This is a genomic window from Bradyrhizobium sp. RDM12 (assembly GCF_051917485.1).
GTDB lineage: Bacteria > Pseudomonadota > Alphaproteobacteria > Rhizobiales > Xanthobacteraceae > Bradyrhizobium.
In genome coordinates this window covers 6,656,395-6,678,928 of record NZ_CM133064.1, presented here as the reverse complement: position 1 = coordinate 6,678,928, position 22,534 = coordinate 6,656,395, and the positions used below count along the sequence as shown (strand labels likewise).

Genomic DNA, 22,534 nt, shown 5'->3' with positions numbered 1-22,534 from the left:
GCCTCAGCCGATCGAGCAGGGTACGCTCAGGAAGCCGCGGAACCGGACGCGGCCGCCACGCACGGGCTGGCCGCTCAAGGCATAGTCCGGAAAGCGCGCCAGGAAGCGCGAGATCGCAATTGCGCCTTCGAGCCGGGCCAGCGCCATGCCGGCGCATTGATGCGCGCCGGTGGCGAACGCAAGGTGCCGGTTCGGCGTGCGCGCGACGTCGAAGCGTTCAGGGTCCGGAAACTGCGCGGGATCGCGGTTGGCAGCTCCAATGCACAGCGTCACCGACGTGCCCGGTTCGAGCATGACGCCGCCAAGCTCGACCGGCTGCGTCGTGATGCGATTGCCGAGCTGGTTCGAGCTTTCGTAGCGCAGCATCTCCTCCACCGCGGTCTTGATCAAATCGGGATTGTCGATCAGCCGCTGCTTCTGGTCCGGATTCCGATGCAGCGCGACGAGGCCGTTGCCGATCAGATTGGTGGTCGTCTCATGGCCGGCATTGAGCAGGAAAATGCAATTGTGCAGCAGTTCCTTCTCCGTCAGCCGCTCACCGTTGTCTTCACCCTGGATCAGGCGCGTCAGCACGTCGCGCTCGGGATTGCCCGGCTTCCGGCGCCGGCGCGCGACCAGCGTCTCGAGATAGGCAAGGAAATCCGTCACCGCCTTGTTGCCGCGCGCGGCAACCTCAGGCGATACGACAGGCTCGAGCGCACCAAGGATCGCCAGCGACCAGTCGCGCAACGGCGTGCGCTCTTGATGGGGGACGTCGAGCAGATTGCCGATCACTTCGATCGGGATCGAGGCGGCGAAGTCTTCGATCAGCTCGCACTCACCCTTGGCGGCGATGGTATCGAGCAGGCCGTCGATCAGCTTGATGAGATCGCCCTCCATGCCGGCGATCGCGCGCGGCGACAGCGCGCCCATGATCAGGCGCCGCACCCGGGTGTGCGCCGGCGGATCGTTGAAGACGAGACTCGTGGTGTGGTGCTCGTAGAGCGGGGTGTCGCCATATTTCGGCGCGAACTCGCGCTTCTTGTCCGAGCTGAACGATTTTGTGTTCTTGTAGGTGGCGACGAGGTCGTCGTAGCGGGTCAGGAACACGGTGCCGCTTGGCAGGCGCTTGACCGGCTCGTTCTCCCGCAGTGCACGATAAGTCGGGTAGGGATCGTCGTAGAATTCGCTGGTCAGCTTCGCCAGATCGAAATTGGCCGCCAATTCTTTCGCATCTGCGTTCATGCGCCATACTCGCCGATTAAGACCGATATGCCGTTTTCGCTCTTTCGAGCCGTGCTGATCACCGTCTACAGTCTCGCCGTGATTTGCTAGCCGACCGGACAGAAAAATGCACGCCCGCGCTGATGCTTCCGACACGGCCCCGAACTGGCCGGACGATATTTTCGCGACCTTGCAGCGCTTCGACGTCAGGCAGGTGCCTTACGTGCCTGATGCCGGCCATTCGAAGCTGATCCAGCGCGTGCTGGGCTCGTCCACGATGCGCGGCATTCCGCTGACGACGGAGGAGGAAGGCGTGGCGCTGCTCGCCGGCGCCTGGACCGGTGGTCAGCGCGGTGTGCTGCTGATGCAGTCGAGCGGCGTCGGCAATTGCATCAACATGCTGTCGCTGATCCCGATCCTGCGTTTTCCGTTCCTTACCCTTGTGACCATGCGCGGCGAGTGGGGCGAGTTCAACCCGTGGCAGGTGCCGATGGGGTCGACCACGCAGGGCGTGTTCGAACTGTCGGGCGTCAAGGTGCTGCGCGCCTCGAACGCAGCCGAGGTGCCGGCGGTGTTGGAGGCGGCTGCGGCGCAAGCCTACAACGCGCTGACGCCGACCGCCGTCCTGCTGTCGCAGCGCTTGATCGGCGCCAAGGTTTTCACCAAATGAGCAAGGCCAATCTCCTCGACCGCCGCCAGGTGGTGTCCGCGCTGCTTGCGAACCGCGAGGACGTCGTCGCCATTGGTGGCCTCGGTGCCTCCACCAACGACATCACCGCCGCCGGCGACCATGCCCGCAACTTCTATCTCTGGGGTGGCATGGGCGGCGCTGCGATGATCGGGCTGGGTCTCGCGCTGGCGCAGCCAAAGTTGCCGGTGCTGGTCATTACCGGCGACGGCGAGATGCTGATGGGAATGGGCAGCCTTGCCACCATCGGCCTGCAGAAGCCCTCCAACCTCTCGATCGTCGTGCTCGACAACGAGGCCTATGGCGAGACCGGCGGCCAGACCAGCCACACTTCGGCTGCGACCGACCTTGTGGGCGTGGCCAAGGCCTGTGGCATCAGCGACAGCCGGGCGATCTCGACCATGGCCGAGGTCGAAATCTTCGCCAAGACCGTCCACGACCTCTCGGCGGGACCACGCTTTGCCAATGTGAAGATCGACAGCGCCAGCGTCGAGAGGATCTTGCCAAGCCGGGACGGGACCTACATCGTCAATCGAATCCGTGGCGATCTCGGCTTCCAGCCGATCTGACAACACCTGGTTCCTCACGCCCTCAGCGGCGCCGGCCCTCGGCGGTGGGGAATGTGTGACCAATTTCCAACAAGTCGGCACCCATCTAGGTTGCGTCGCACCATTTGGCTTGACTTTGGCGTGGGTGAGTGCTTACTCACTAGCATGAGCTCATTGCGTATGACGAGCGACCTGAGGCGTCAATTGATCCTCGGAGCCGCAAAGCGCTGCTTTGCCCGACACGGCTATACCGGCACCACGACCAAGAGCGTGGCGGCCGCTGCTGCCATTTCCGAGGCGCTGCTGTTCAAGCATTTCCCGTCCAAGGCGGCGCTCTATGCCGAAATCCTCAGCGATGAGTGCGAGGCGGACCCGGCGCTCATGGATCTGCTCGAGCGCGAGCCGTCGACGGCCACCCTGGTGGAATTGATCCGCGGCATGGTCCAGCATTTCCTGCTGATCGCCGACGGGCCCGACCAGAAGGAGGCTCAGCGCCTGCGGCTGATGGCCACCAGTCATCTGGATGACGGCGAGTTCGCCCGTTTGCTATATGCCAAGGTCGAGACGCTGATCGGAGCGGTCTTTGTCGCCTCGCTCGAACGCGCGGTCGCCGTCGGCGACGCGCGGGCGAGTGGCAGCGAACCGCTCAACCTGTTCTGGTTTGCGCATCATACGGTGATGACCGCTGCGCTGACCAGGCTGCCGTCCGCCCCCTGTCTTGCTTATGGCAGGGCGAACGATCTGGAGCGGCAGCTCTGTGAGTTTCTCTTGAGAGGCATCGGACTTAACGACGCCGCAATTGCTTCGCATCTGGGCCGCGATCAGGCTGCGGGTGCCGGCAAAACGGCGATTGCAGAAAGCGCATGACATGAACATCGTAGCCGAACACAAGATTTCGGGCGAACCGATCGACAGCAAGGCTCCCAAGCGTCCGGTTCGGCCGGTGCTCTGGTTCATCATCGTCGGCACGCTCCTGGGCGCGCTGGTCGGTGGTCTCGTCTGGTTCAACTATTTCCGGGGCCAGATGATCAAGCAGTTCTTCGCCAACAACAAGCCGCCGCCGACCTTAGTCAGCGCGGCGGAAGCGAAGTCCGAGGTGGTGCCGAACCTGCTCACCGCAGTCGGCGGCCTCACCGCCGTGCACCAGGTCGATGTCAGCGCCGACGTCAACGGCCGTGTCACCGAGATCAAGTTCGTGCCCGGCGCGCATGTCGAGGCCGGCACGCCGCTGGTCCAGCTGTTCGACGCGCCCGAGCAAGGCGACCTCGCCAACTACAAGGCGCAGGCGACGGTTGCGCAGCTCTCGCTCGACCGCGCCAAGCAACTGGCGTCGCGCCAGTTCGGTCCGCAGGCGACCGTCGATTCCGCGCAGGCTGCGTATGATCAGGCGATGGCCGGGATCGCCAAGACCGAAGCGCTGATCTCGCAGAAGCTCGTCCGGGCGCCGTTCTCAGGCGACCTCGGCGTCCGCAAGGTCGAGGTCGGTCAGTATCTGACGGCGGGCACGGCGATCGTCTCGCTGACCGATCTGTCGGAGCTGTGGGCCAACTTCACAGTGACGGAAAAGGACTCGGGCAACCTCAAGGTCGGCCAGCCGGTACGGCTGAAGGTCGATGCCTATCCGGGCCGCACCTTCGAGGGCAAGATCACCACGATCGAGCCGCAGATCGCCGCGGACACGCGCAACATCCGCGTGCAGGCGACTGTCTCCAATCCGGAGAATATCCTGAAGCCCGGCATGTTTGTGACAACGACGGTGATGCTGCCGGATAAGCCGGCCGTGATCACCGTTCCGGAGACGGCAGTCGATTACACGCTGTACGGCGACTCGGTGTTCGTGATCACCGAGAAGCAGGGAGAGGACGGCAAGACCAGCCTGAATGCGGTGCGCACGTTCGTGCAGACCGGCAGCCGGGTCAATGGTCGCACCGAAATCATCAAGGGCGTGAAGCCGGGCGACAAGGTCGTCGCGGTCGGCCAGCTCAAGCTGCAGTCGGGCGCCGCGGTGGCGATTTCGCCCGACCCGGCTCCGCAGATCCCGGCGCAGCCGCCGCGCTACTGACAATACACTCACGTGATCCGGCCTGGCCGGATCACGTTTCTTGAGCCATAGAAATCGAGATCGCCGCGATGGCCTTTACTGATATTTTCATCAAGCGCCCGGTTCTGTCGGTCGTCGTCAGCCTGCTGATCCTGCTGATTGGGCTGCGCGCGGCGATGGTGCTGCCGATCCGGCAGTATCCGAAGCTGTCGAATACGGTCATCAACATCACGACCGTTTATCCCGGCGCGTCCGCAGACCTGATCCAGGGCTTCATCACGACGCCGATCGAGCAGGCGGTGGCCTCGGCCGAAGGCGTGGACTACATGACTTCGTCCTCGGTGCTCGGCACCTCGACGATCCAGGTCTACATCAAGCTGAACTTCGATCCCAACCAGGCGCTCACCGAGGTGCTGGCCAAGACGAATTCGGTCAAATATCTGATTCCGAAGGAATCGAACGATCCGGTCGTCACCAAGACCACGGGCCAGACCACGGCCGTGATGTATCTCGGCTTCTCCTCCGAGGAGCTGTCGGGCTCGGCGATCTCGGATTATCTCACGCGCGTGGTGCAGCCGGTGCTGTCGACCGTCGACGGCGTGGCCTCGGCCGATATTTTGGGCGGCCAGACTTTTGCGATGCGGCTCTGGCTTGATCCCGTGAAGATGGCCGGCCGCAGCGTATCGCCGGCCGATGTCGCGTCCGCGATTGCGGCCAATAACTTCCAGTCTGCGGCGGGACAGACCAAGGGTTATCTCATCGTTTCCAACATCTCGACGAACACCAGCCTGACCGACGTCAACCAGTTCCGGAAGATGATCGTCAAGGCCAAGGACGGTGGCTTCGTCCGGATGGAGGATATCGCAACGGTCGAACTGGCGGCGCAGAGTACCGACGCGAGCGTCGCCTTCAACGGCGAGCATGCGATCTTCATCGGTGTGAACGCGACGCCACAAGGCAATCCGCTGACGCTGGTCAAGGGCGTGCGGGCGCTATTCCCGGAGCTCGAGCGCAATCTGCCGCCCTCTATGAAGATGAAGGTCGCCTACGATTCGACCAAGTTCATCCAATCCTCGATCGACGAGGTGGAGAAGACGCTGGGCGAAGCCGTCATCATCGTGATCGTGGTGATCTTCCTGTTCCTGGCCTCACTCCGGTCGGTCATCATTCCGGTCGTCACCATCCCGTTGTCGATGATCGGCGTCTGTACCCTGATGCTGGCGCTGGGCTTCAGCTTCAACTTGCTGACCTTGCTCGCGATGGTGCTCGCGATCGGCCTCGTGGTCGATGACGCCATCGTGGTGGTGGAGAACATCCACCGCCATCTCGAAGAAGGGAAGACACCGGTGCAGGCGGCGCTCGAAGGCGCGCGCGAGATCGTCGGCCCCGTCGTCTCGATGACCATCACGCTCGCGGCGGTGTATGCCCCGATCGGTTTCCTCGGCGGTCTCACCGGTTCGCTGTTCCGCGAATTCGCCTTCACGCTCGCCGGCTCGGTGATCGTGTCAGGCGTGATCGCGCTGACGCTGTCGCCGATGATGTGCTCGGTACTCCTCAAGAACACCGAAGAGGGCCGCTTCGCCAAGCTCGTCAACAGGGTGTTTGGCGCGCTGACGCGCTGGTACGGGCGCAGGCTTGACCGCTCGCTCGACTACAAGACGATCACCGGCCTGTTCGCGGTGACGATCCTCGGGCTTGTCGGCTTCCTCTATATGCACACCTCGAAGGAGCTGGCGCCTGAGGAAGACCAGGGCATCGTATTCGCGGTGACCAAGGCGCCGAAATATGCCAACATCGACTATGTCGATTTCTACGGCGAGAAGCTCGACAAGGAATTCCAGAAATTCCCCGAGACCGATTTGCGCTTCGTGCTGAACGGCATCAACGGTCCGCAAGGCGGTATCGCCGGCATGCTGCTCAAGCCCTGGGAAGAGCGCAAGCGGTCGTCGATCGCGCTGAAGCCGCTGGTCCAGGCCGAGCTCTCCAAGATCGAGGGCGTGCAAGCGTTCGCGTTCAACCTGCCGCCGCTGCCGGGTGGTCCGGGCGGTCTGCCGGTGCAGATGGTCATCAACTCCACCGCGGGCTACCAGTCCGTCTTTGAGCAGATGGAAAAGCTGAAGGACGCTGCCCGCAAGAGCGGCATGTTCATCGTCTCCGATAGCGACCTCGCCTATAACCAGCCGAACGTGCAGGTCACGATCGACCGCACCAAGGCGCAGGATCTCGGCGTCAACATGCAGAACCTCGGCAGCACGCTCGCGGTTCTGCTCGGCGGCAACTATATCAATCGCTTCAATCTCGAGGGCCGATCCTACCAGGTGATTCCGCAGGTACCGCGCAGCGAGCGTCTCTCGCCGGAATCGCTTGGCGGCTATTATGTGACGACCAATACCGGACAGCAGCTCCCGCTATCGACCGTGGTCTCGATCAAGACCAAGACCGAGCCGAACTCGCTGACGCACTACAACCAGCTCAATTCGGCGACGTTCTCGGCCGTGCCGATGCCCGGCGTGACCGTCGGCGCTGCGGTGGACTTCCTCGAAGGCGAGGCCAAGAAGCTTCCCCAGGGCTTCAGTCATGACTTTCTCGCGGATAGCCGGCAGTATGTTCAGGAAGGCAATCAGCTCGCGATCACCTTCGGTTTCGCGCTCATCATCATCTTCCTCGTGCTGGCCGCGCAGTTCGAGAGCTTGCGTGATCCGCTGGTGATCATGATCTCGGTGCCGATGGCGATCGTCGGCGCGCTGATCCCGCTGTTCTTCGGCGCGGCCACGATGAACATCTACACCCAGGTCGGTCTGCTCACCCTGGTCGGCCTGATCACCAAGCACGGTATCCTGATGGTGGAGTTCGCCAACGAACTCCAGGTCAACGAGCGGCTCGACCGTCGCTCGGCCATCGAAATGTCGGCCCGGATCCGTCTCCGGCCGATCCTGATGACGACGGCTGCGATGGTCACCGGCCTGATCCCCCTGCTGACCGCATCCGGCGCTGGTGCGGCCAGCCGCTTCTCGATCGGTCTTGTGGTCGTCGCGGGCATGTCGATCGGCACGCTGTTCACCCTATTCGTGCTGCCGGCCGTTTATGTGGTGCTGGCGACCGACCATCGCGCTGCGGCCGATTCCGAGCGTAACAAGCAGGTCAATGAACTCGACGTCGGCGCCAAGGCGCTGCGGCCGACCTGACCTAAGCTTGATTTGGGTGCGAAGCGGCAACAGCCTTGGCTGTTGCCGCTTTTTCTTGTCGCGCGATATCTCGTGATATGATCGCATCTGCGCCGTGGTTGTGCGCTTGAGGCGGGTCGTCGAATGAAGAGGCGCGAATTTCTGGCAGTGCTTGGCGGGGCGGCATTGGCGCGCCCGGGCATGGCGTCCGCCGATACGCCAGGCCGTATTTATCGCCTCGGTACGGTGGCGCCGATCGCGCCGGTGACGGTGGAGAGCCGGGGCGGCAAGATCCTGATCAAGGTTCTCGAAGAGCGCGGTTTCAAGCTCGGCCGCAACCTGACCTTCGAAGCGCGGGGTGCACTTGGCGATGTCGCGATGCTGCCCGCATTGATCGCAGAGCTGAAGGCCAAACACGTCGACGTCATCGTGATCATTGGCTACCCGACCGCCATGGCCGCCAAGGCGGCCGGCATTGCCACTGTCGCGGCCAGCGGCGTCGGCGATCCCGTCGAAACCAGGCTGATCGAGAGCCTGGCGCATCCAGGCGGCAAGATCACCGGCATTTCGGACGTCGCAGCGACGCTTAGCGCCAAGCGGCTGTCGCTGCTCAAGGAGGTGTCGCCGAAACTCTCCAAGGTCGCGATGCTCTGGAACAAAGACGACCTCGGCATGACCATGCGCTATCAGGCGTCTGCGAAGGCGGCCCAGGCGCTTGGACTGACCGTGCAGGCGCTCGGCGTGCGCGAGCCCGACGATTTCGACGAAGCCTTTTCGGCGATGAACAATGATTTGCCCGATGGCATTCTGATGGTGGCGGACGCGCTGACCGTTCTCAATCGCGAGCGCGTGTTCGAGTTCGCCGCTGCCCGAAAGCTGCCGGCGATTTACGAATTCGACCAATTCGCCCGCGACGGTGGTCTGATGTCCTATGGCGCGGATTCCTCGGAATCCTTCGAGCGAGCGGCCGCACTGGTCGCCCGCATTTTTAGCGGAGCCAACCCCGGCGACCTGCCGTTCGAGTTACCGACCCGCTATCCTCTGGTGATCAATCTCAAGACAGCCAAGGCGACCGGACTTGAAATTCCGCCCACCATGCTGGCACTTGCCGACGAGGTCATCGAGTAACCCTGTACGCTGCCGCGAGAGACAAGGTCCGGCCTTCTTGCTAGGCTTGGGGAATGAGCATTTCCGTCCATCCCGATACCCCACAAGCCAGGCCGCTATCGCGTGCGGCCGGGGGCGGCGTCGTGTCCGGTGAGGTGGGGCGGGGGATCAGGACGCGGCTGTTCACCAAATACGTCGCGCTGTTCGTGGCCGTGGTCGCCGTCGCCCTGCTGACCAATGGTTTGTTCGAGGTCTTCTTCTACTATCGGGAGCACAAGGCCTCGCTGATCCGGGTCCAGCACGAGCAGGCCGAGGCGGCGGCCGCCAAGATTGGCCAGTTCATCAAGGAGATCGAGAGCCAGCTCGGCTGGACTACGCAATTGCCCTGGTCGGCGGGCTCGATCGAGCCGCGCCGGTTCGATGCGCTGCGGCTGCTGCGTCAGGTGCCTGCCATCACCGAGCTGGCCCAGGTGGATTCGACCGGCAAGGAGCGCTTGCGCGTGTCGCGGCTGGCGATGGACGCGATCGACAGCGGCATCGACCTGTCGAGCGATCCAAAGTTCACCGAGGCAGTCGCGCACAAGGTCTATTACGGGCCGGTCTATTTTCGCAGGGACTCCGAGCCCTACATGACGCTGGCGCAGGCCGGCGCCCGCAAGGATGCGGGCGTCAGCATTGCAGAGGTCAATCTCAAGCTGATCTGGGACGTCGTATCCCAGATCAAGGTCGGCGAGCACGGACACGCCTATGTAGTTGGCCCGGAGGGACGCCTGATCGCGCATCCCGACATCAGCCTCGTGCTACGCAACACCGACATGTCCAAGCTCGAGCAGGTACGCGGTGCTCAGGCCGGTGGCGGCGCAATGCCGGATGCATTGCAGGAAGCAACCAACATCCAGGGGCAGAAGGTCCTGACGGCCTCCGCGCCGATCGCGCCGCTCGGCTGGACTATGTTCGTCGAATTGCCGGTCGAGGAGGCCTATGCCTCGCTCTACGCATCGCTGCAGCGGCTCGCGATCGTGCTGCTCGCGGCCTCGATTTTCGCGGTGCTCGCTGGAATATTTCTCGCGCGCCGCATGGTTGGCCCGATCCAGGCGCTGCGCAGTGGTGCCGAGCGCATGGGCAACGGCGATTTCTCTCAGCGCATTTCCATCAAGACCGGCGACGAACTCGAGGAGCTAGCCGACCAGTTCAACGACATGGGCGCGCGCTTGCAGGAATCCTACGCGGATCTGGAGAAGAAGGTCGAGGTACGAACGGCTGAATTGACGGAGTCGCTGGAGCAGCAGACAGCGACTGCGGAGGTGCTACAGGTAATCAGTTCGTCTCCGGGCGAGCTCACGCCGGTGTTCCACAAGTTACTCGAGAATGCCACGCGCGTTTGCGGCGCGAGCTTCGGGATCATGAACCTGTGGGACGGCGAAGGCTTCACAATCGCGGCTGACTACAACGTGCCGTCTGCATTCGCCGCTTCGCGAAGAGATGTGGCGATTCGTCCTCATCCGGAGAGCGCGCTTGCTGCCGTCATCAGGACCCGTCGGGTTGTTCATGTTCACGATGTGCAAAACACATCTGCCTATATTGCCGGAGGACCAAGCATTCGCGGAATCTCCGATGTCGCCGGTGCCCGTACGATCGTCGTCGTGCCGATGCTGAGGGAGAGCGAGCTGATCGGCACGATCGCCGTCTATCGCAAGGAGGTCCGTCCGTTCACCGATAAACAGATTTCCGTGGTCGAGAATTTCACCAAGCAAGCCGTCATCGCCATCGAAAACACGCGCCTGCTCAAGGAGCTTCGCCGGCGCACGGATGATCTGACCGAATCGTTGCAGCAGCAGACGGCGACTGCCGACGTGCTGAAGGTCATCAGCCGTTCGGCGTTCGATCTGCAAACCGTGCTGAACACACTTGTCGTTTCGGCAGCTCGCTTGTGCGACGCGGACGAGGGGACGATCTTCCGGCCCAAGGGTGACGTTTTCTATTTGGCGGCAAGCTGCGGGCTCGACGCCGAGCAGGAAAACAAGCTTCGGACATTCGCCTCTGTACCGGAACGGGGAAGTGTGGTCGGCCGTACGCTGCTCGATGGCAAGACGGTCCATGTCCCGGATGTGCAGGCCGACCCGGAATTTGCGCCCTCGTCCGCGCGAAGGCGCTCTAACATTCGCACGATGCTGGGTGTCCCTCTGCTTCGAGAGGGCACACCGATCGGGGTGTTCGTCCTGACTCGACACAGGGTGCGGCCCTTTAGCCCGAAACAGATCGAACTCGCCACGACCTTTGCAGACCAGGCTCTTATCGCGATCGAGAATGTCCGGCTGTTCGAGGAGGTGCAGGAGCGCACCAGAGAGTTGTCGCAATCCCTCGATGAACTGCGTACCGCGCAGGGCCGACTGATCCAGACCGAGAAGCTTGCCTCGCTCGGCCAGCTCACGGCGGGCATCGCCCACGAGATCAAGAACCCGCTCAACTTCGTCAATAATTTCTCGTCGATCTCGACCGAGCTGATCGACGAGCTCAACGAGGTCCTGCAAACCGCATCACTGGACGGCAAGACGAAGGAGGAGGTGGACGAGCTGACCGGGATGCTGCGGGGAATCTCGAAAAAGTGGTGCGGCACGGCAAGCGCGCCGATTCCATCGTCAGGAACATGTTGTTGCACTCGCGCGAAGGCTCGAGTGAGCATCGCCCCGCCGACATCAACGCGATCGTGGAGGAGAGCCTCAATCTGGCCTATCACGGCGCGCGCGCCGAACGGCCGTCGTTCAACGTGACGCTCCAACGCGACTTCGATCCGACCGCCGGAACCGCCGAGGTCTATCCGCAGGAGATCACCCGCGTCTTCCTCAATCTGATCTCGAACGGCTTCTATGCTGCGACCAAGCGCAAGGAAGGCGCTGCGGATGGATTCCAGCCGACCTTGAGCGCCGCGACGAAGAATCTCGGTGGCAGGGTCGAGATCCGGATCCGCGACAATGGCACCGGCATTCCGCACGAGGTAAAGGAGAAGATGTTCAATCCCTTCTTCACCACCAAGCCGGCCGGCGAGGGCACCGGGCTAGGTCTGTCCATGAGCCATGACATCGTCGTGAAACAGCACGGCGGCACGATCGACGTGAACACCGAGCCCGGTGTATTCACTGAATTCATCATCACCCTGCCGCGCGTTATGGCGGCAGGTGGTAGTTCCGGAGGCAAGACGTGAACGTTTACATCCTGGTCGTCGATGACGAGCCCGATGTCGAGGCGCTGTTCCGGCAGCAATTCCGGCGCGACCTGCGCGCCGGCCGTTTCCAGATGGAGTTCGCACCCTCGGCGCCCGATGCGCTCAAGCTCGCGGCCGAGGTGCGAGATCCCTCGTTGATCCTGATCCTGTCAGATATCAACATGCCCGGGATGAGCGGGCTCGACATGCTGCCCAGGGTGCGCGCCGAGCATCCGCATGTTCCTGTCATCATGATCACGGCATACGGCGATGCCGAGACGCGTCGCAAGGCGATCGAGCGCGGCGCCACCGGGCTCCTCACCAAGCCGATCGACTTTGCGCTGCTGCGCCAGCAGATCGACACGAGGCTCGAGCAGGCGGCATGACCCCGACCATTCTCTTCGTCGACGATGAGCCCGACCTCGAGGCGCTGATCCTGCAGAAATTCCGCAGGCAGATCCGCGACGGGCTCGTCTCGATCATGTTCGCGCGCGACGGCCTGGAGGCACTGGAATCGCTCGAGCAGAACCCGCACGTCGACATGGTGGTCTCGGACATCAACATGCCCAGGATGGACGGGCTGTCGCTGCTGCAGAAGTTGCAGGAAGCCGAGGACAAGAAGTCGACCATTATCGTCTCGGCCTATGGCGACATGAGCAATATCCGCACCGCCATGAATCGCGGCGCGTTCGATTTCCTGACCAAGCCGATCGACTTCACCGACCTGGAAACCACGATCGACAAGACCCTTCGCCACATCGAGATGTTGCGCGAGGTGCGGCGTCGCCAGGCGGAGGCCGAGCGCGCCCATGCTGCGCTATCGCGCCACTTCTCGCCGGAGCTGGCCAAGCGTCTGGCGGCAGGCAGTGAGGGCGAGGGAATCGCGGTGCAGTGGCGCGATATCGCGACCATATTTACAGACATCACCGGCTTCACCTCCCTGGTCGAGAGCGCGCCGCCCGAGACGCTGGGTGCGCTCCTCAACGAATATGTCGGCGGGATGACCGAAGTGGTCTTCGCGCATGAGGGGACTGTTGCCAAGATTATCGGTGACGCGATCCAGGTGCTGTTTAACGCGCCCGGCGATCAGCCGGACTATGCGACGCGTGCGGTCGCATGCGCCCATGATCTGGATGCCTGGGCTCAGGAGTTTTGTGCGCGCCAACGCGATCGAGGCGTGGATTTCGGAGCCACCCGCATCGGCATTCACGCCGGGTCCGCACTGGTCGGAAATTTCGGCGGCAACCGCTTCTTCGATTACACCGCGTACGGCGACACGATCAACATTGCGGCGCGGCTCGAAGCTGCGAACAAGCAGCTGGGCACCCGCATCTGTGTCAGCTCCAGTGTCGCCGGGGCAGCCGGGAATTTCCAGGGGCGCCCCGTCGGCGATCTGATGCTGCGCGGGCGCAGCGAGCCGCTGCGCGCGTTCGAGCCGCTGCGGCCTGAAAGGTTCGAGGCGCCCGAGACGGCGCAGTATTCCGAGGCCTTTGCCAGGATGGAAGCCGGTGACGCCGCGGCCATGCCGGCCTTTGCCGCGCTGGTCGGCGCGCACGCCGATGATGCTCTCGCCGGATTTCACTTGAGGCGCCTGCTCAACGGCGGCAAGGGCGTCCGCATTCAACTGGATTAGGAGCTCGTCATGACGCGTGAATTCTCCGCAGGCAACTACCGGTTCATCCCCTCCGTGTTTCAGTATTCGGCGGGTGCTGCCGCCGACGACGGCTATGAGATCGAGCGCGTCCGGTTCGATCGTCTCGTGCCTCTGGCCGAAGGGTTTGCGCTTGCGGCAAAGTTTATTCAGGAAGCAGGGCGTCCGTTGGTGGCCTTCTGTGCCTGCGAGCTGCGCTCGCCGGCCGCTTTCAGCGAAGAGGGTTTTCGCGCGTTCAACCTGCATTACGTCAAGACCCTGTCGGAATGGGGCATCTTCGACGGCACCACCAATCCGGTCGCGCGCAGCAATGTCTGTCCGGAGCTCGATCCGCCCTCGGAGTCGTCGTTCTATGCGTTCTCCTTCACGCGTCCGAGCAACTCCAAAGCGCCGTCCTTCGTCATTGCCGGCGGGGCCGAGGCGCGCGAGGGCAGCGGGACCTATGTCGAGCGCACGGTACGCTACCGCGACCTCAGCCCGGAGGGCTTGCGCGAGAAGGTGCGGTTCACCACGACCTCCCAGATGGAGAACCGGATGGCGGCGTTCGGATTCGGCTGGAAGGATACAACCGGCGTGCAGGCCTACTCCGTACACGACTTCCATCACGCGCTGGTCGATGAACTGGTTCGGCGTGGTGCGCTACGCTCAGGTCTCACCTGGCACTTTGCGCGGCCGCCGGTGCTCGACCTCGAATACGAGATGGATTGCCGCCGCGTGATCCGGGAGACGGTGATTTAACGCTGCCGCGGGTCGAGCGCGTCGCGCAGGCCATCGCCAAGCACGTTCAGCGACAGCACGACGAGGAAGATCGCAAGCCCCGGCCAGATCGCCATCCAGGGCGCCTGGGTCAGGAAGCGTTGCGCCGCATTAAGCATGCTGCCCCAGGACGGTGCCGGCGGTTGCTGGCCGAGGCCAAGGAAGGACAACGCCGCCTCGGCGATGATCGCCGCAGCGATCGAGAGCGTGGCCTGAACCAGCAGTGCGGGCAGGATGTTCGGCAGGATGTGGGAGACGGCGATGCGCCAGGGCGGATTGCCGAGTGCGCGTGCCGCCTCGACATAGTCCTCGGCCTTGACGCTCAGCACCTGGCCGCGGGTCAGGCGGATGAAGATCGGCGTTGCCGAGATGCCGATCGCGATCATGGCGTTGCCAAGGCTCGGGCCCAGGAACGCCGCCAGCGCAATCGCCAGGATCAGGAACGGGCAGGCGAGCATCGCATCGGTGATCCGGCTGATCAGCGCATCGACGAAGCCACCGCGATAGCCGGCGAGAAGACCGAGCGGCACGCCGATCCCGAGCGCGATCGCGACCGAGATAAGGCCTGCCAACAGCGAGGCCCGCGCGCCATAGACGACACGGCTCAGGATATCGCGGCCAAGCTCGTCAGTGCCGAACCAGTGCGCCATTGTGGGCGGCTTGCGCACCAGACTCCAACTCGTCGCGATGGGATCGTAGGGCACGATCAGAGGCGCCAGCAACGCAAGCAGGATGAAAATGGTGAGGACCACGAGGCCCGCAACCGCCGCCTTGCGCTTGAACAGGCGGCGCCGCGCGCGGCGCGCCGGGCTGTCCAGTTCGTCGGCTTGCTCAAGGGGCCCGGACAGGGTGGCGTCGGTCATGGCCTAACCCCTCAGCCGAGGATTGACGAGGATATAGGCGACGTCGGCAATCAGATTGAGCATGATGTAGACGGTCGCCGTCACCAGCACCACGCCCTGCACCACCGCGTAGTCGCGGTTGAACACGGCGTCCACGATCAGCTTGCCGAAGCCGGGAATGGAGAAGATCTGCTCGGTCAGCACGGCGCCCGACAGCAGCGTGCCGAGCTCGAGCGCGCCGAGCGTTATGATCGGGGTGAGCGCGTTGCGCATGGCATGTTTGAGGATCACCGAGCGCTCGGAGAGGCCCTTGGCGCGCGCGGTGCGGACGTAGTCGCTTTCCAGCACCTGGAGCATGGCGCTGCGGGTGTGCCGCATCAGGACCGCGGCAATGGCGTTGCCGAGTACGAAGGCCGGCATGATGGTGGCGGCCAGGCTCGCGCGCCAGTTCTCGGTGAGCGGCACGTAGCCCGAGGCCGGCAGCCAGCCGAGTTCGATCGAGAACAGGAAGATCAGCATGATGCCGAGCCAGAAGTTCGGCGTCGAGATGCCCCACAGCGCGAAGAAATTGGCGCCGTAGTCCCAGGCCGTTCCCTTCTTCACGGCGGCGACGATCCCGGCGGGAATGCCGATCAGGAAGGCGATGATGATCGCCATCGAACCGAGCTGAAGCGTCACCGGCAGCTTTTGCGCGATCAGCTCGCGCACGGGCATCTTGTTGCGCAGGGACTCGCCGAAATCGCCTGATAACACGCCCTTGATCCAGTAGGCATACTGCACGGGCACCGGTTGATCGAGCCGATATTGGTGGCGGATCTGCTCGATCACGGCCGGATCGCGCTCTTCGCCCGCCATCACGAGGGCCGGATCGCCAGGCAGCAATTGCTGCAGCGAGAAGATCAGCACCGACACGAAGAACAGTGTCGGCACGATCTGCGCAAGCCGTCGGGCGAGGAAATTCAGCATCCCCGCGGCGTCACTTCAGCTTGAGGCCGACGACGCGCACGAGGCCGTCGGGCATCTGCTTGTAGCCCTCGAGCTTGGTCGTATGCGCGATGATGATGCGGCGGTGATAGAGATAAAGCAGCGGCTCCTCATCCTGGACCAGCTTCGCCAATACTTCATAGCTGGCCTTGCGCTTGGCAAAGTCGGTCACGAGCCGCGCGTCTTCCAGAGCCTTGTCGGCCTGCGCATTGTTCCAATCGCCGTAATTCTGAGGCGCGCCACTGTGCAGGAAGACGAAGGTGTTGCCATCAGGATCGACGCGGCCGCTCCAGGCGAGCATGAAGGCCTGGTAGTCGCCGGCCTCGGCCTGCTTGAGCCCGGTTGCAAATTCGGTAACGCGGATCTTCATGTCGAAGCCGGCCTCCGCCGCCATCGACTGGATGACCTGTGCCGGCGTCTCCGTTTCCGCGCCCTTGGAGACCAGGAAGTCGACGCTTACCGGCGGCGTCACGCCAGCTTCCTTCAGCAGCGCCTTCGCCTTCTCCAGATTGCGGGGGCGGACCGGCAAGCTCTTTTGATAGTAGGGATGATCAGGATTGACCCATTGATTGCCGACCTGGAACTCGCCGTTGAACACGACCTGGTTGATCGCCTCGCGGTCGATGGCAAGGTCGAGGGCCTGCCGCACCTTGGCTGATTGGCTCAGCGGTCCCTTGGCCTTGTCCCTGCCGATGTTGAGCGTGATGCCTTGGTAGCCGAGCTCGATCGCGGTGGCGACCTTCAGCCGTGAATCGGCGCGCACCTCCTTGAGATCGGTGGCGAGCACGCGCTCGATCAGATCGAGGCCGCCGGATTTCAGGTTCGCCAGCCGCACGGTGGCGTCGACGATGGGCTGGAACACGATGCGATCGATGAAGACGTTGTCCTTGTTCCAGTACTCCGGGAACTTCTCGAATACGATGCGGTCCTGCTGCACGCGCTCGACGAATTTGTAGGGGCCTGCGCAGACCGGGTGGAGACCGAACTTGTCGCCGGCCGCCTTCGCCGCTTTCGGCGACACCATCATGCCGGCGCGATCTGTGAGCTGGGCAAGCAGGGGCGAGAACGGTGATTTGAGCACCAGCTTGATGGTGAGGGGATCGACGACATCGATGTGGTCGACCGAGGCGAGCTCCGGCTTGCGGAACGAGCCGGGGAGGGTCAGATGGCGCTCAAGCGAGAATTTGGCGGCCTCCGCGTCGAATGGCTCGCGGTCGTGGAATTTCACGCCGGGCCTGAGCTTGATAACGAGGCCCTTGCCGTCATCGACCGTCTCACTCGACAGCGCGAGCTGCGGCACGATGTTGAGCTTCTCGTCGATGTCGAACAGCTTGTCACAGAACGCGGCGAACACGATGCGGCCGACATAGGTGCGCGCCATCGAGGGATCGAGGATATCGGGGTCCTCGGCAAGGCCGATACGCAACGTGGTCTGCGCCTGAGCGACCCCAAGCGACAGCAGGAATGCAGCCGCGGTTGCGGCCTGGCGAAACATCTTCATCGGACAGTCCCCATTGCTCCGGCTATGTCGTTGTAGCCCCTGCACTCTGTATACCAACCTCGGCCGGGCTCGCGCCTTCCGTCTTTCGGCTGAAGGCTGCGACTAATTTTGCCAGTTCCGGCGTGAACCCGCCCGCTCTGGGCAGGATGCTGTCGGCCGGGGGCAGCTCGCTGATGCGATGGCAGGCGGTGGCGTGGCCAGCCTCGTCTGCCTCCAACGCGGGCGCCTCGGAGCGGCAACGGTCGATCACGAAGGGGCAGCGGGTGTGGAAGCGACAGCCGGTCGGCGGATTGAGCGCGCTCGGGATCTCGCCTTGCAACACGACCCTCGTCCGCCTGGCGTGAGGCTGAGGCAGCGGGATCGCGGACAATAGCGCGCGGCTGTACGGATGGCGTGGCTCCGCGAACAGCGTATCCGCATCGGCTTCTTCGACGATCTGGCCGAGATTCATCACCGCGACGCGGTCGGCGATGTGCTTGACCACCGCAAGATCATGCGAAACGAAGATGTAGGCCAGGCCAAGCCGGTCCTGCAGCTCTCGCAGCAGGTTTAATATCTGCGAGCGGATCGAGACGTCGAGCGCCGAGACCGGCTCGTCGCAGACGATCAGCTTCGGCTCGACCGCAAGCGCGCGCGAGGGCGATGCGCTGGCGCTGCCCGCCGGAGAATTCGTGCGGATAGCGCCGCGCCAGCCGCGGCTCGAGCCCGACCAGCCGCAAGATTTCCGCGACGCGTTCGTACCGCTGTGCCGTCGGCACGAGATCGTGCAGCGCCAGCGGCTCGGTCAGGATCTGGGCGACCGTCATGCGCGGATTGAGCGAGGCGTAGGGGTCCTGAAAGATGATCTGCGCCTCGCGGCGGAATTTGCGGAGCGCATGCGGATTAAGCGAGAGCAGGTCGCGACCGCCGAAGCGCACTGTGCCCGCGTCCGGCTCGATCAGCCGCAGCACGAGGCGGCTGACGGTGGATTTGCCGCAACCGGATTCACCGACCAGGGCGAGGGTCTTGCCGGCTTCGAGCGTGAAGCTGACACCATCGACCGCTCTGACATGGGCCAGCGCCCGGCCGAACAGCGAGCGCCGGGCAACGAAATGCTTGATCAGGCCTTTGACCTCGAGGAGAGCGGTCATCGTCGGCGCGCCCCGCAAAATTCGGTCTCGTGTACCGGGCGCGGCGCAGCACGAAGTGGTGCGACGCTGAACCGGGACCCAGGTTGTTGCCGCATGGGCCCCGGTTCAGCGGTGCAGCACTGCGCTTTGCTTGCGCTGCGCTGCGCGCGGGGCAAGAGGTAAGAAGACAGCGCCATCACGACACCAGACGTTCGAGCGGCGCGCGGATGCAGCGCGAGAGGTGGCCGGGACTGATTTCCACCAGCGGCGGCGGCGCCTTGGTGCAGGCGTTCAGCACGAACGGGCAGCGCGCCGCAAAACGGCAGCCTTCGGGCGGCTGTGCCATGTTCGGCACCATGCCCTCGATCGTCGCAAGCTGTTCGGCGCGATGGTCCAGACGCGGGATCGAGCCGAGCAGGCCGACCGTGTAGGGGTGCTGCGGCGCGGAGAATAATTCGTCGACCGGCGCGCGCTCGACGATTTCGCCGGCATACATCACCGCGACGTCGTCACAGACTTCGGCGACGACGCCGAGATCGTGGGTGATCAGAATGATCGCGGCACCGCTCGCGGCCTTCAGCTCGCGCATCAGCTCCAGGATCTGGGCCTGCAGGGTAACATCAAGTGCGGTGGTCGGCTCGTCGGCGATCAACAGCTGTGGGTCGCAGGCGAGCGCCATTGCGATCATGACACGCTGGCGCATGCCGCCGGAGAGCTTGTGCGGATATTCGTCGATCCGACGCTCGGGTGAAGGGATGTGCACGTGGCGCAACAGCTCGATCGCGCGATCCCGTGCGCCGCGGCGCGAACCGCCGCGGTGGCGCAAGATGGTTTCGATGATCTGGTCGCCGATGGTGAAGCTCGGGTTGAGCGAGGTCATCGGCTCCTGGAAAATCATCGCGAGCCGGTTGCCGCGCAGGTCGCGCAGCGTCTGGTCGGAGGTCTTCAGCAGGTCGAAGCCGTCGAAGCGAATCGCGCCCGATATCTCCGTCGTCTGCTTCGGCAGCAGGCCCATGATCGCCAGCGACGTCACGCTCTTGCCGCAGCCGGATTTGCCGACGAGGCCGAGCGTTGCGCCATTGGCGACGCTGAGGTCGACGCTGTCGACCGCGTGGGTGACGCGGCCGTCGTCGCCGTGAAAGCGGATGCGCAGGTCCTTGATCTCGATGAGGAGGCTTGCGCTCATGCTTGTCTCGCGCGCGCCGCGGCGATGCTGGCGTCGATGACGCTGCGATCGGTGTCGCCGGCCGGGTTCTGCCGGGTCGGCATCGAGCCGCGGAAGTGGACCCAGAGCTCGTGACTGACCCGTTCGAGCCGCTCGAGTTCGCCAAGCGGGTCGGGATGGTCGTCGGCGCGAATGTCCAGCGCCGGCCATTCCTCCTCACTGTGAATCAGCAGCGCCGCAGACTGCTTGCCGCGCTTGTCGCCGCCGGCGGCTTCGCCTGCGCGCATCGCCGCGAGCAGTCGCCGCGGGAAGGGCAGGCTGTCATTGACGATGTAGGTCTTTGCCGTCTCGGCGAGCACGTCGGCGCCTGCGAGCACGTTGCCCGCGATCGAGAAGCCGCTGCCGGCGATGTGTCCGCACCAGTCGACGCAGTCGCGCCCGGTATGCGCGACGATCGCACCACTCGCGTCCATGATGTGGATCTGGCGGCTCTCGCGGCCGTCATCGGTCGTGAGCAGGGCGGCGAGCACGTCATGCGCGTTCAGGCCCTGGCGCAACAGCTTGACGCCGTCGATGCCGTAATAGGGATTGACGAAGGCTTGCGTCGCGATGGCGCCGAGGCCGGCTGCAATGTAGGGGACGCGTGCGCCGACCGCGAAGAAGCGAGTTGCGACGGCGATGCCGAATTGGCCGGTGGCAGGATCGCGCGCGATGATCGACCAAGTCATGTGCTGCCTTCAGCGTCCCGCGGCGTAGCCCTGCATGCCGCGCGGATTGGCGGCGGCGCGGCGACGCACACCGACGCGCGAGGCCGCGGTGAGGCGGCCCTCGGACCAGTCGGGGCCGACCTCGACGATATGCCCGCGCTCGCGCAGATTCTCGATCGTTGCCTTCGGTACCCGGTTTTCGACCACGAGCACGCCGGGGCGCGCGGTGCGCGGCCAGAACGAGATCGGGAAATGCTCGGAGTGCCAGGCCGGCGCGTCGATCGCCTCCTGGAGGTTGAGGTTGCAATGGACGTGGCGCAGGAAAAACTGCGTGATCCATTGGTCCTGCTGATCGCCGCCGGGCGAGCCCCAGGCGAGGTAAGGCTCGCCGTCGCGCAGCGCCATGGTTGGCGACAGCGTCGTGCGCGGCCGCTTGCCCGGAGCGAGCGCCGCCGGGTGATCTTCCTCGAGCCAGAACATCTGGGCGCGGCTGCCGAGGCAGAACCCGATCTCCGGGATCACCGGTGAAGATTGCAGCCAGCCACCCGATGGCGTCGAGGACACCATATTGCCGGCCTTGTCGATGATGTCGAAATGCACGGTGTCGCCGCGAACTTCGCCGAAGCGGCCGACCGTCGGCTCGCCGGCGCCGAGTGCGCCGACCGCCTCGCGCTGTCCTTCAGCGCGGCGCAGCTTGATCACGCCCCCGAAGCCTTCAACGGTGCCGGGTAGGAAGTCGAGCGACGCCTTGTCACTGATGAGCTTGCGGCGTTCGTCGTTGTAGGCGTCCGACAGCAGGGTCGCGATCGGGATTTCGCTGAACTTTGGATCGCCGTAGAACTTTTCGCGGTCGGCGAAGGCCAGCTTGGCGCATTCGATCTGGAGATGGATGAACTCCGATCCGGTCGGATCGAGCCCGTCGAGCGCAAAGCCCTTCAAGAGCGCGAGCTGTTGCAGGGTCACCGGGCCCTGGCTCCAGACGCCGGCCTTGCACACGGTGTAGCGGCCATAATCGTAGGTGAGGGGCGCCTCGATCGTCGGCTGCCAGCGTGCCATGTCGTCGGCGGAGAGCACGCCGCGATGCGGCGAGCCGCTGACGTCCATCACCTCTTGGGTCCGGCAGAATTTGTCGATGGCTTCCGCGACAAAACCCTGGGACCAGGCCTTTCTTGCGCGCTCGATCTCGGCGTCGCGGCCTCCGCCACCGCTTTCGGCCTCGCTGAGGATACGTGCATAGGTCGCCGCCAGCGTCTTGTTGGTGAAGAGCGTGCCAGGTTTCGGAACCTCGCCGTTCGGCAGGTAGACAGCGGCCGAGGTCGGCCAGTGCTTGCGGAACAACTGCTCGACCGTTTGGATCGTGGCGCAAGCGCGCTCGACCAGCGGATAGCCGTCGCGGGCATAGGCGATCGCGGGCTCCAGCACGTCGCGGACGCGCATCGTGCCGTAGTCGCGCAGCAGCATCATCCAGGATTCGAAGGTGCCGGGAACACAGGCCGCGAGCAGGCCGGTGCCGGGCACCATGTCGAGGCCCTCGTTCCTGTAATGCGCGATCGTGGCGCGCGCCGGGGCCGGACCCTGGCCGCAGATCACCTCGGTGCGGCCGCGATTCACGTCATGGACGATAACAGGCACGTCGCCGCCGGGGCCGTTCAGATGCGGCTCGACCACCTGGAGCGTGAAGGCGGTCGCGACACCGGCGTCGAAGGCATTGCCGCCCTTCTCCAGAATAGCCATACCGACGGCGGTCGCGATCCAGTGGGTGGTTGCGACGACACCGAACGTGCCCTCGATCTCGGGGCGCGTCGTGAAGGGATCGGGATTGACGTTGCTGGCCATGGGCTACCTCATTTGCGGCGGGCGCAATTG

General features: G+C 64.1%; 18 protein-coding genes and 1 pseudogene. 11 read left to right on the top strand and 8 right to left on the bottom strand.

The annotated features are described in order from the left end of the window. Positions 1-3: 3 nt before the first annotated feature. Positions 4-1,224 carry a cytochrome P450 gene (locus ACTGJ9_RS32630; protein ID WP_456674395.1) on the bottom strand — a complete coding sequence of 407 codons (1,221 nt, stop codon included), beginning with the start codon at positions 1,222-1,224 and terminating at the stop codon, positions 4-6. Between the two features lie 106 nt (positions 1,225-1,330). On the opposite strand from ACTGJ9_RS32630, the gene ACTGJ9_RS32625 reads away from it, so the two are divergent. The 11 genes from ACTGJ9_RS32625 (at position 1,331) to cnbZ (ending at position 14,342) form a co-directional block, all read left to right on the top strand. Further along, positions 1,331-1,873, top strand: a complete 543-nt coding sequence (locus ACTGJ9_RS32625) for a phosphonopyruvate decarboxylase (protein ID WP_456674394.1) — start codon at positions 1,331-1,333, stop codon at positions 1,871-1,873. Further along, entirely contained in the window at positions 1,870-2,460 is a 591-nt protein-coding gene (locus ACTGJ9_RS32620; protein ID WP_456674393.1) for a thiamine pyrophosphate-dependent enzyme, read from the top strand. Before ACTGJ9_RS32625 ends, ACTGJ9_RS32620 begins: the two co-directional genes overlap by 4 nt. A gap of 144 nt (positions 2,461-2,604) precedes the next feature. Then, on the top strand, positions 2,605-3,306 hold the full coding sequence (locus tag ACTGJ9_RS32615; protein WP_456678699.1) for a TetR/AcrR family transcriptional regulator: 702 nt from the start codon (positions 2,605-2,607) through the stop codon (positions 3,304-3,306). A 1-nt stretch (position 3,307) separates the two neighbouring features. Continuing rightward, positions 3,308-4,501, top strand: a complete 1,194-nt coding sequence (locus ACTGJ9_RS32610; RefSeq protein ID WP_456674392.1) for an efflux RND transporter periplasmic adaptor subunit — start codon at positions 3,308-3,310, stop codon at positions 4,499-4,501. 68 nt (positions 4,502-4,569) lie between these two features. Beyond that, positions 4,570-7,665: a MexW/MexI family multidrug efflux RND transporter permease subunit gene (locus tag ACTGJ9_RS32605; protein WP_456674391.1), complete on the top strand. Its 3,096-nt coding sequence runs from the start codon at positions 4,570-4,572 to the stop codon at positions 7,663-7,665. Between the two features lie 123 nt (positions 7,666-7,788). Beyond that, entirely contained in the window at positions 7,789-8,772 is a 984-nt protein-coding gene (locus ACTGJ9_RS32600; protein WP_456674390.1) for an ABC transporter substrate-binding protein, read from the top strand. A gap of 53 nt (positions 8,773-8,825) precedes the next feature. Further along, positions 8,826-11,522: a GAF domain-containing protein gene (locus tag ACTGJ9_RS32595; RefSeq protein WP_456674389.1), complete on the top strand. Its 2,697-nt coding sequence runs from the start codon at positions 8,826-8,828 to the stop codon at positions 11,520-11,522. Then, complete coding sequence (locus tag ACTGJ9_RS32590; RefSeq protein ID WP_456674388.1) at positions 11,459-11,953, top strand: sensor histidine kinase; 495 nt, start codon at positions 11,459-11,461, stop codon at positions 11,951-11,953. The genes ACTGJ9_RS32595 and ACTGJ9_RS32590 overlap by 64 nt, the downstream gene beginning before the upstream one ends. Next, a complete protein-coding gene (locus tag ACTGJ9_RS32585; RefSeq protein ID WP_426412687.1) occupies positions 11,950-12,339 on the top strand; it encodes a response regulator in 390 nt (129 codons plus the stop codon). The genes ACTGJ9_RS32590 and ACTGJ9_RS32585 overlap by 4 nt, the downstream gene beginning before the upstream one ends. Next, positions 12,336-13,586: an adenylate/guanylate cyclase domain-containing protein gene (locus tag ACTGJ9_RS32580; protein ID WP_456674387.1), complete on the top strand. Its 1,251-nt coding sequence runs from the start codon at positions 12,336-12,338 to the stop codon at positions 13,584-13,586. The genes ACTGJ9_RS32585 and ACTGJ9_RS32580 overlap by 4 nt, the downstream gene beginning before the upstream one ends. Positions 13,587-13,595: 9 nt before the next feature. Next, positions 13,596-14,342: a 2-amino-5-chloromuconate deaminase CnbZ gene (cnbZ, locus tag ACTGJ9_RS32575; RefSeq protein ID WP_456674386.1), complete on the top strand. Its 747-nt coding sequence runs from the start codon at positions 13,596-13,598 to the stop codon at positions 14,340-14,342. Here the strand turns inward: cnbZ and ACTGJ9_RS32570 are convergent. The 7 genes and pseudogenes from ACTGJ9_RS32570 to ACTGJ9_RS32540 form a co-directional block, all read right to left on the bottom strand. Next, complete coding sequence (locus tag ACTGJ9_RS32570) at positions 14,339-15,223, bottom strand: ABC transporter permease (RefSeq protein WP_456674385.1); 885 nt, start codon at positions 15,221-15,223, stop codon at positions 14,339-14,341. The two genes, cnbZ and ACTGJ9_RS32570, sit on opposite strands and share 4 nt — an antisense overlap. Positions 15,224-15,226: 3 nt before the next feature. After that, entirely contained in the window at positions 15,227-16,168 is a 942-nt protein-coding gene (locus ACTGJ9_RS32565) for an ABC transporter permease (protein ID WP_456674384.1), read from the bottom strand. Between the two features lie 10 nt (positions 16,169-16,178). Further along, positions 16,179-17,687: an ABC transporter substrate-binding protein gene (locus ACTGJ9_RS32560; protein WP_456674383.1), complete on the bottom strand. Its 1,509-nt coding sequence runs from the start codon at positions 17,685-17,687 to the stop codon at positions 16,179-16,181. Positions 17,688-17,709: 22 nt separating this feature from the next. Beyond that, a pseudogene (locus ACTGJ9_RS32555) lies at positions 17,710-18,817 on the bottom strand (ABC transporter ATP-binding protein). 175 nt (positions 18,818-18,992) lie between these two features. Beyond that, positions 18,993-19,982 (bottom strand): ABC transporter ATP-binding protein, encoded by a 990-nt coding sequence (locus ACTGJ9_RS32550; RefSeq protein ID WP_456674382.1) that lies wholly within the window; start codon positions 19,980-19,982, stop codon positions 18,993-18,995. After that, on the bottom strand, positions 19,979-20,689 hold the full coding sequence (locus tag ACTGJ9_RS32545; RefSeq protein WP_456674381.1) for a DUF1028 domain-containing protein: 711 nt from the start codon (positions 20,687-20,689) through the stop codon (positions 19,979-19,981). Before ACTGJ9_RS32545 ends, ACTGJ9_RS32550 begins: the two co-directional genes overlap by 4 nt. Positions 20,690-20,698: 9 nt before the next feature. Next, positions 20,699-22,504: a gamma-glutamyltransferase family protein gene (locus ACTGJ9_RS32540; protein WP_456674380.1), complete on the bottom strand. Its 1,806-nt coding sequence runs from the start codon at positions 22,502-22,504 to the stop codon at positions 20,699-20,701. Positions 22,505-22,534: the final 30 nt, after the last annotated feature.

Bases quoted from the DNA above. Each gene is read 5' to 3' on its own strand.
- ACTGJ9_RS32600 (WP_456674390.1), top strand. From the start codon at position 7,789: ATGAAGAGGCGCGAATTTCTGGCAGTGCTTGGCGGGGCGGCATTGGCG.
- ACTGJ9_RS32580 (WP_456674387.1), top strand. From the start codon at position 12,336: ATGACCCCGACCATTCTCTTCGTCGACGATGAGCCCGACCTCGAGGCG.
- ACTGJ9_RS32540 (WP_456674380.1), bottom strand. From the start codon at position 22,504: ATGGCCAGCAACGTCAATCCCGATCCCTTCACGACGCGCCCCGAGATC.
- ACTGJ9_RS32570 (WP_456674385.1), bottom strand. From the start codon at position 15,223: ATGACCGACGCCACCCTGTCCGGGCCCCTTGAGCAAGCCGACGAACTG.
- ACTGJ9_RS32620 (WP_456674393.1), top strand. From the start codon at position 1,870: ATGAGCAAGGCCAATCTCCTCGACCGCCGCCAGGTGGTGTCCGCGCTG.
- ACTGJ9_RS32610 (WP_456674392.1), top strand. From the start codon at position 3,308: ATGAACATCGTAGCCGAACACAAGATTTCGGGCGAACCGATCGACAGC.
- ACTGJ9_RS32625 (WP_456674394.1), top strand. From the start codon at position 1,331: ATGCACGCCCGCGCTGATGCTTCCGACACGGCCCCGAACTGGCCGGAC.
- ACTGJ9_RS32630 (WP_456674395.1), bottom strand. From the start codon at position 1,224: ATGAACGCAGATGCGAAAGAATTGGCGGCCAATTTCGATCTGGCGAAG.
- ACTGJ9_RS32545 (WP_456674381.1), bottom strand. From the start codon at position 20,689: ATGACTTGGTCGATCATCGCGCGCGATCCTGCCACCGGCCAATTCGGC.
- ACTGJ9_RS32615 (WP_456678699.1), top strand. From the start codon at position 2,605: ATGAGCTCATTGCGTATGACGAGCGACCTGAGGCGTCAATTGATCCTC.
- ACTGJ9_RS32595 (WP_456674389.1), top strand. From the start codon at position 8,826: ATGAGCATTTCCGTCCATCCCGATACCCCACAAGCCAGGCCGCTATCG.
- ACTGJ9_RS32560 (WP_456674383.1), bottom strand. From the start codon at position 17,687: ATGAAGATGTTTCGCCAGGCCGCAACCGCGGCTGCATTCCTGCTGTCG.
- ACTGJ9_RS32550 (WP_456674382.1), bottom strand. From the start codon at position 19,982: ATGAGCGCAAGCCTCCTCATCGAGATCAAGGACCTGCGCATCCGCTTT.
- ACTGJ9_RS32565 (WP_456674384.1), bottom strand. From the start codon at position 16,168: ATGCTGAATTTCCTCGCCCGACGGCTTGCGCAGATCGTGCCGACACTG.
- ACTGJ9_RS32605 (WP_456674391.1), top strand. From the start codon at position 4,570: ATGGCCTTTACTGATATTTTCATCAAGCGCCCGGTTCTGTCGGTCGTC.
- cnbZ (WP_456674386.1), top strand. From the start codon at position 13,596: ATGACGCGTGAATTCTCCGCAGGCAACTACCGGTTCATCCCCTCCGTG.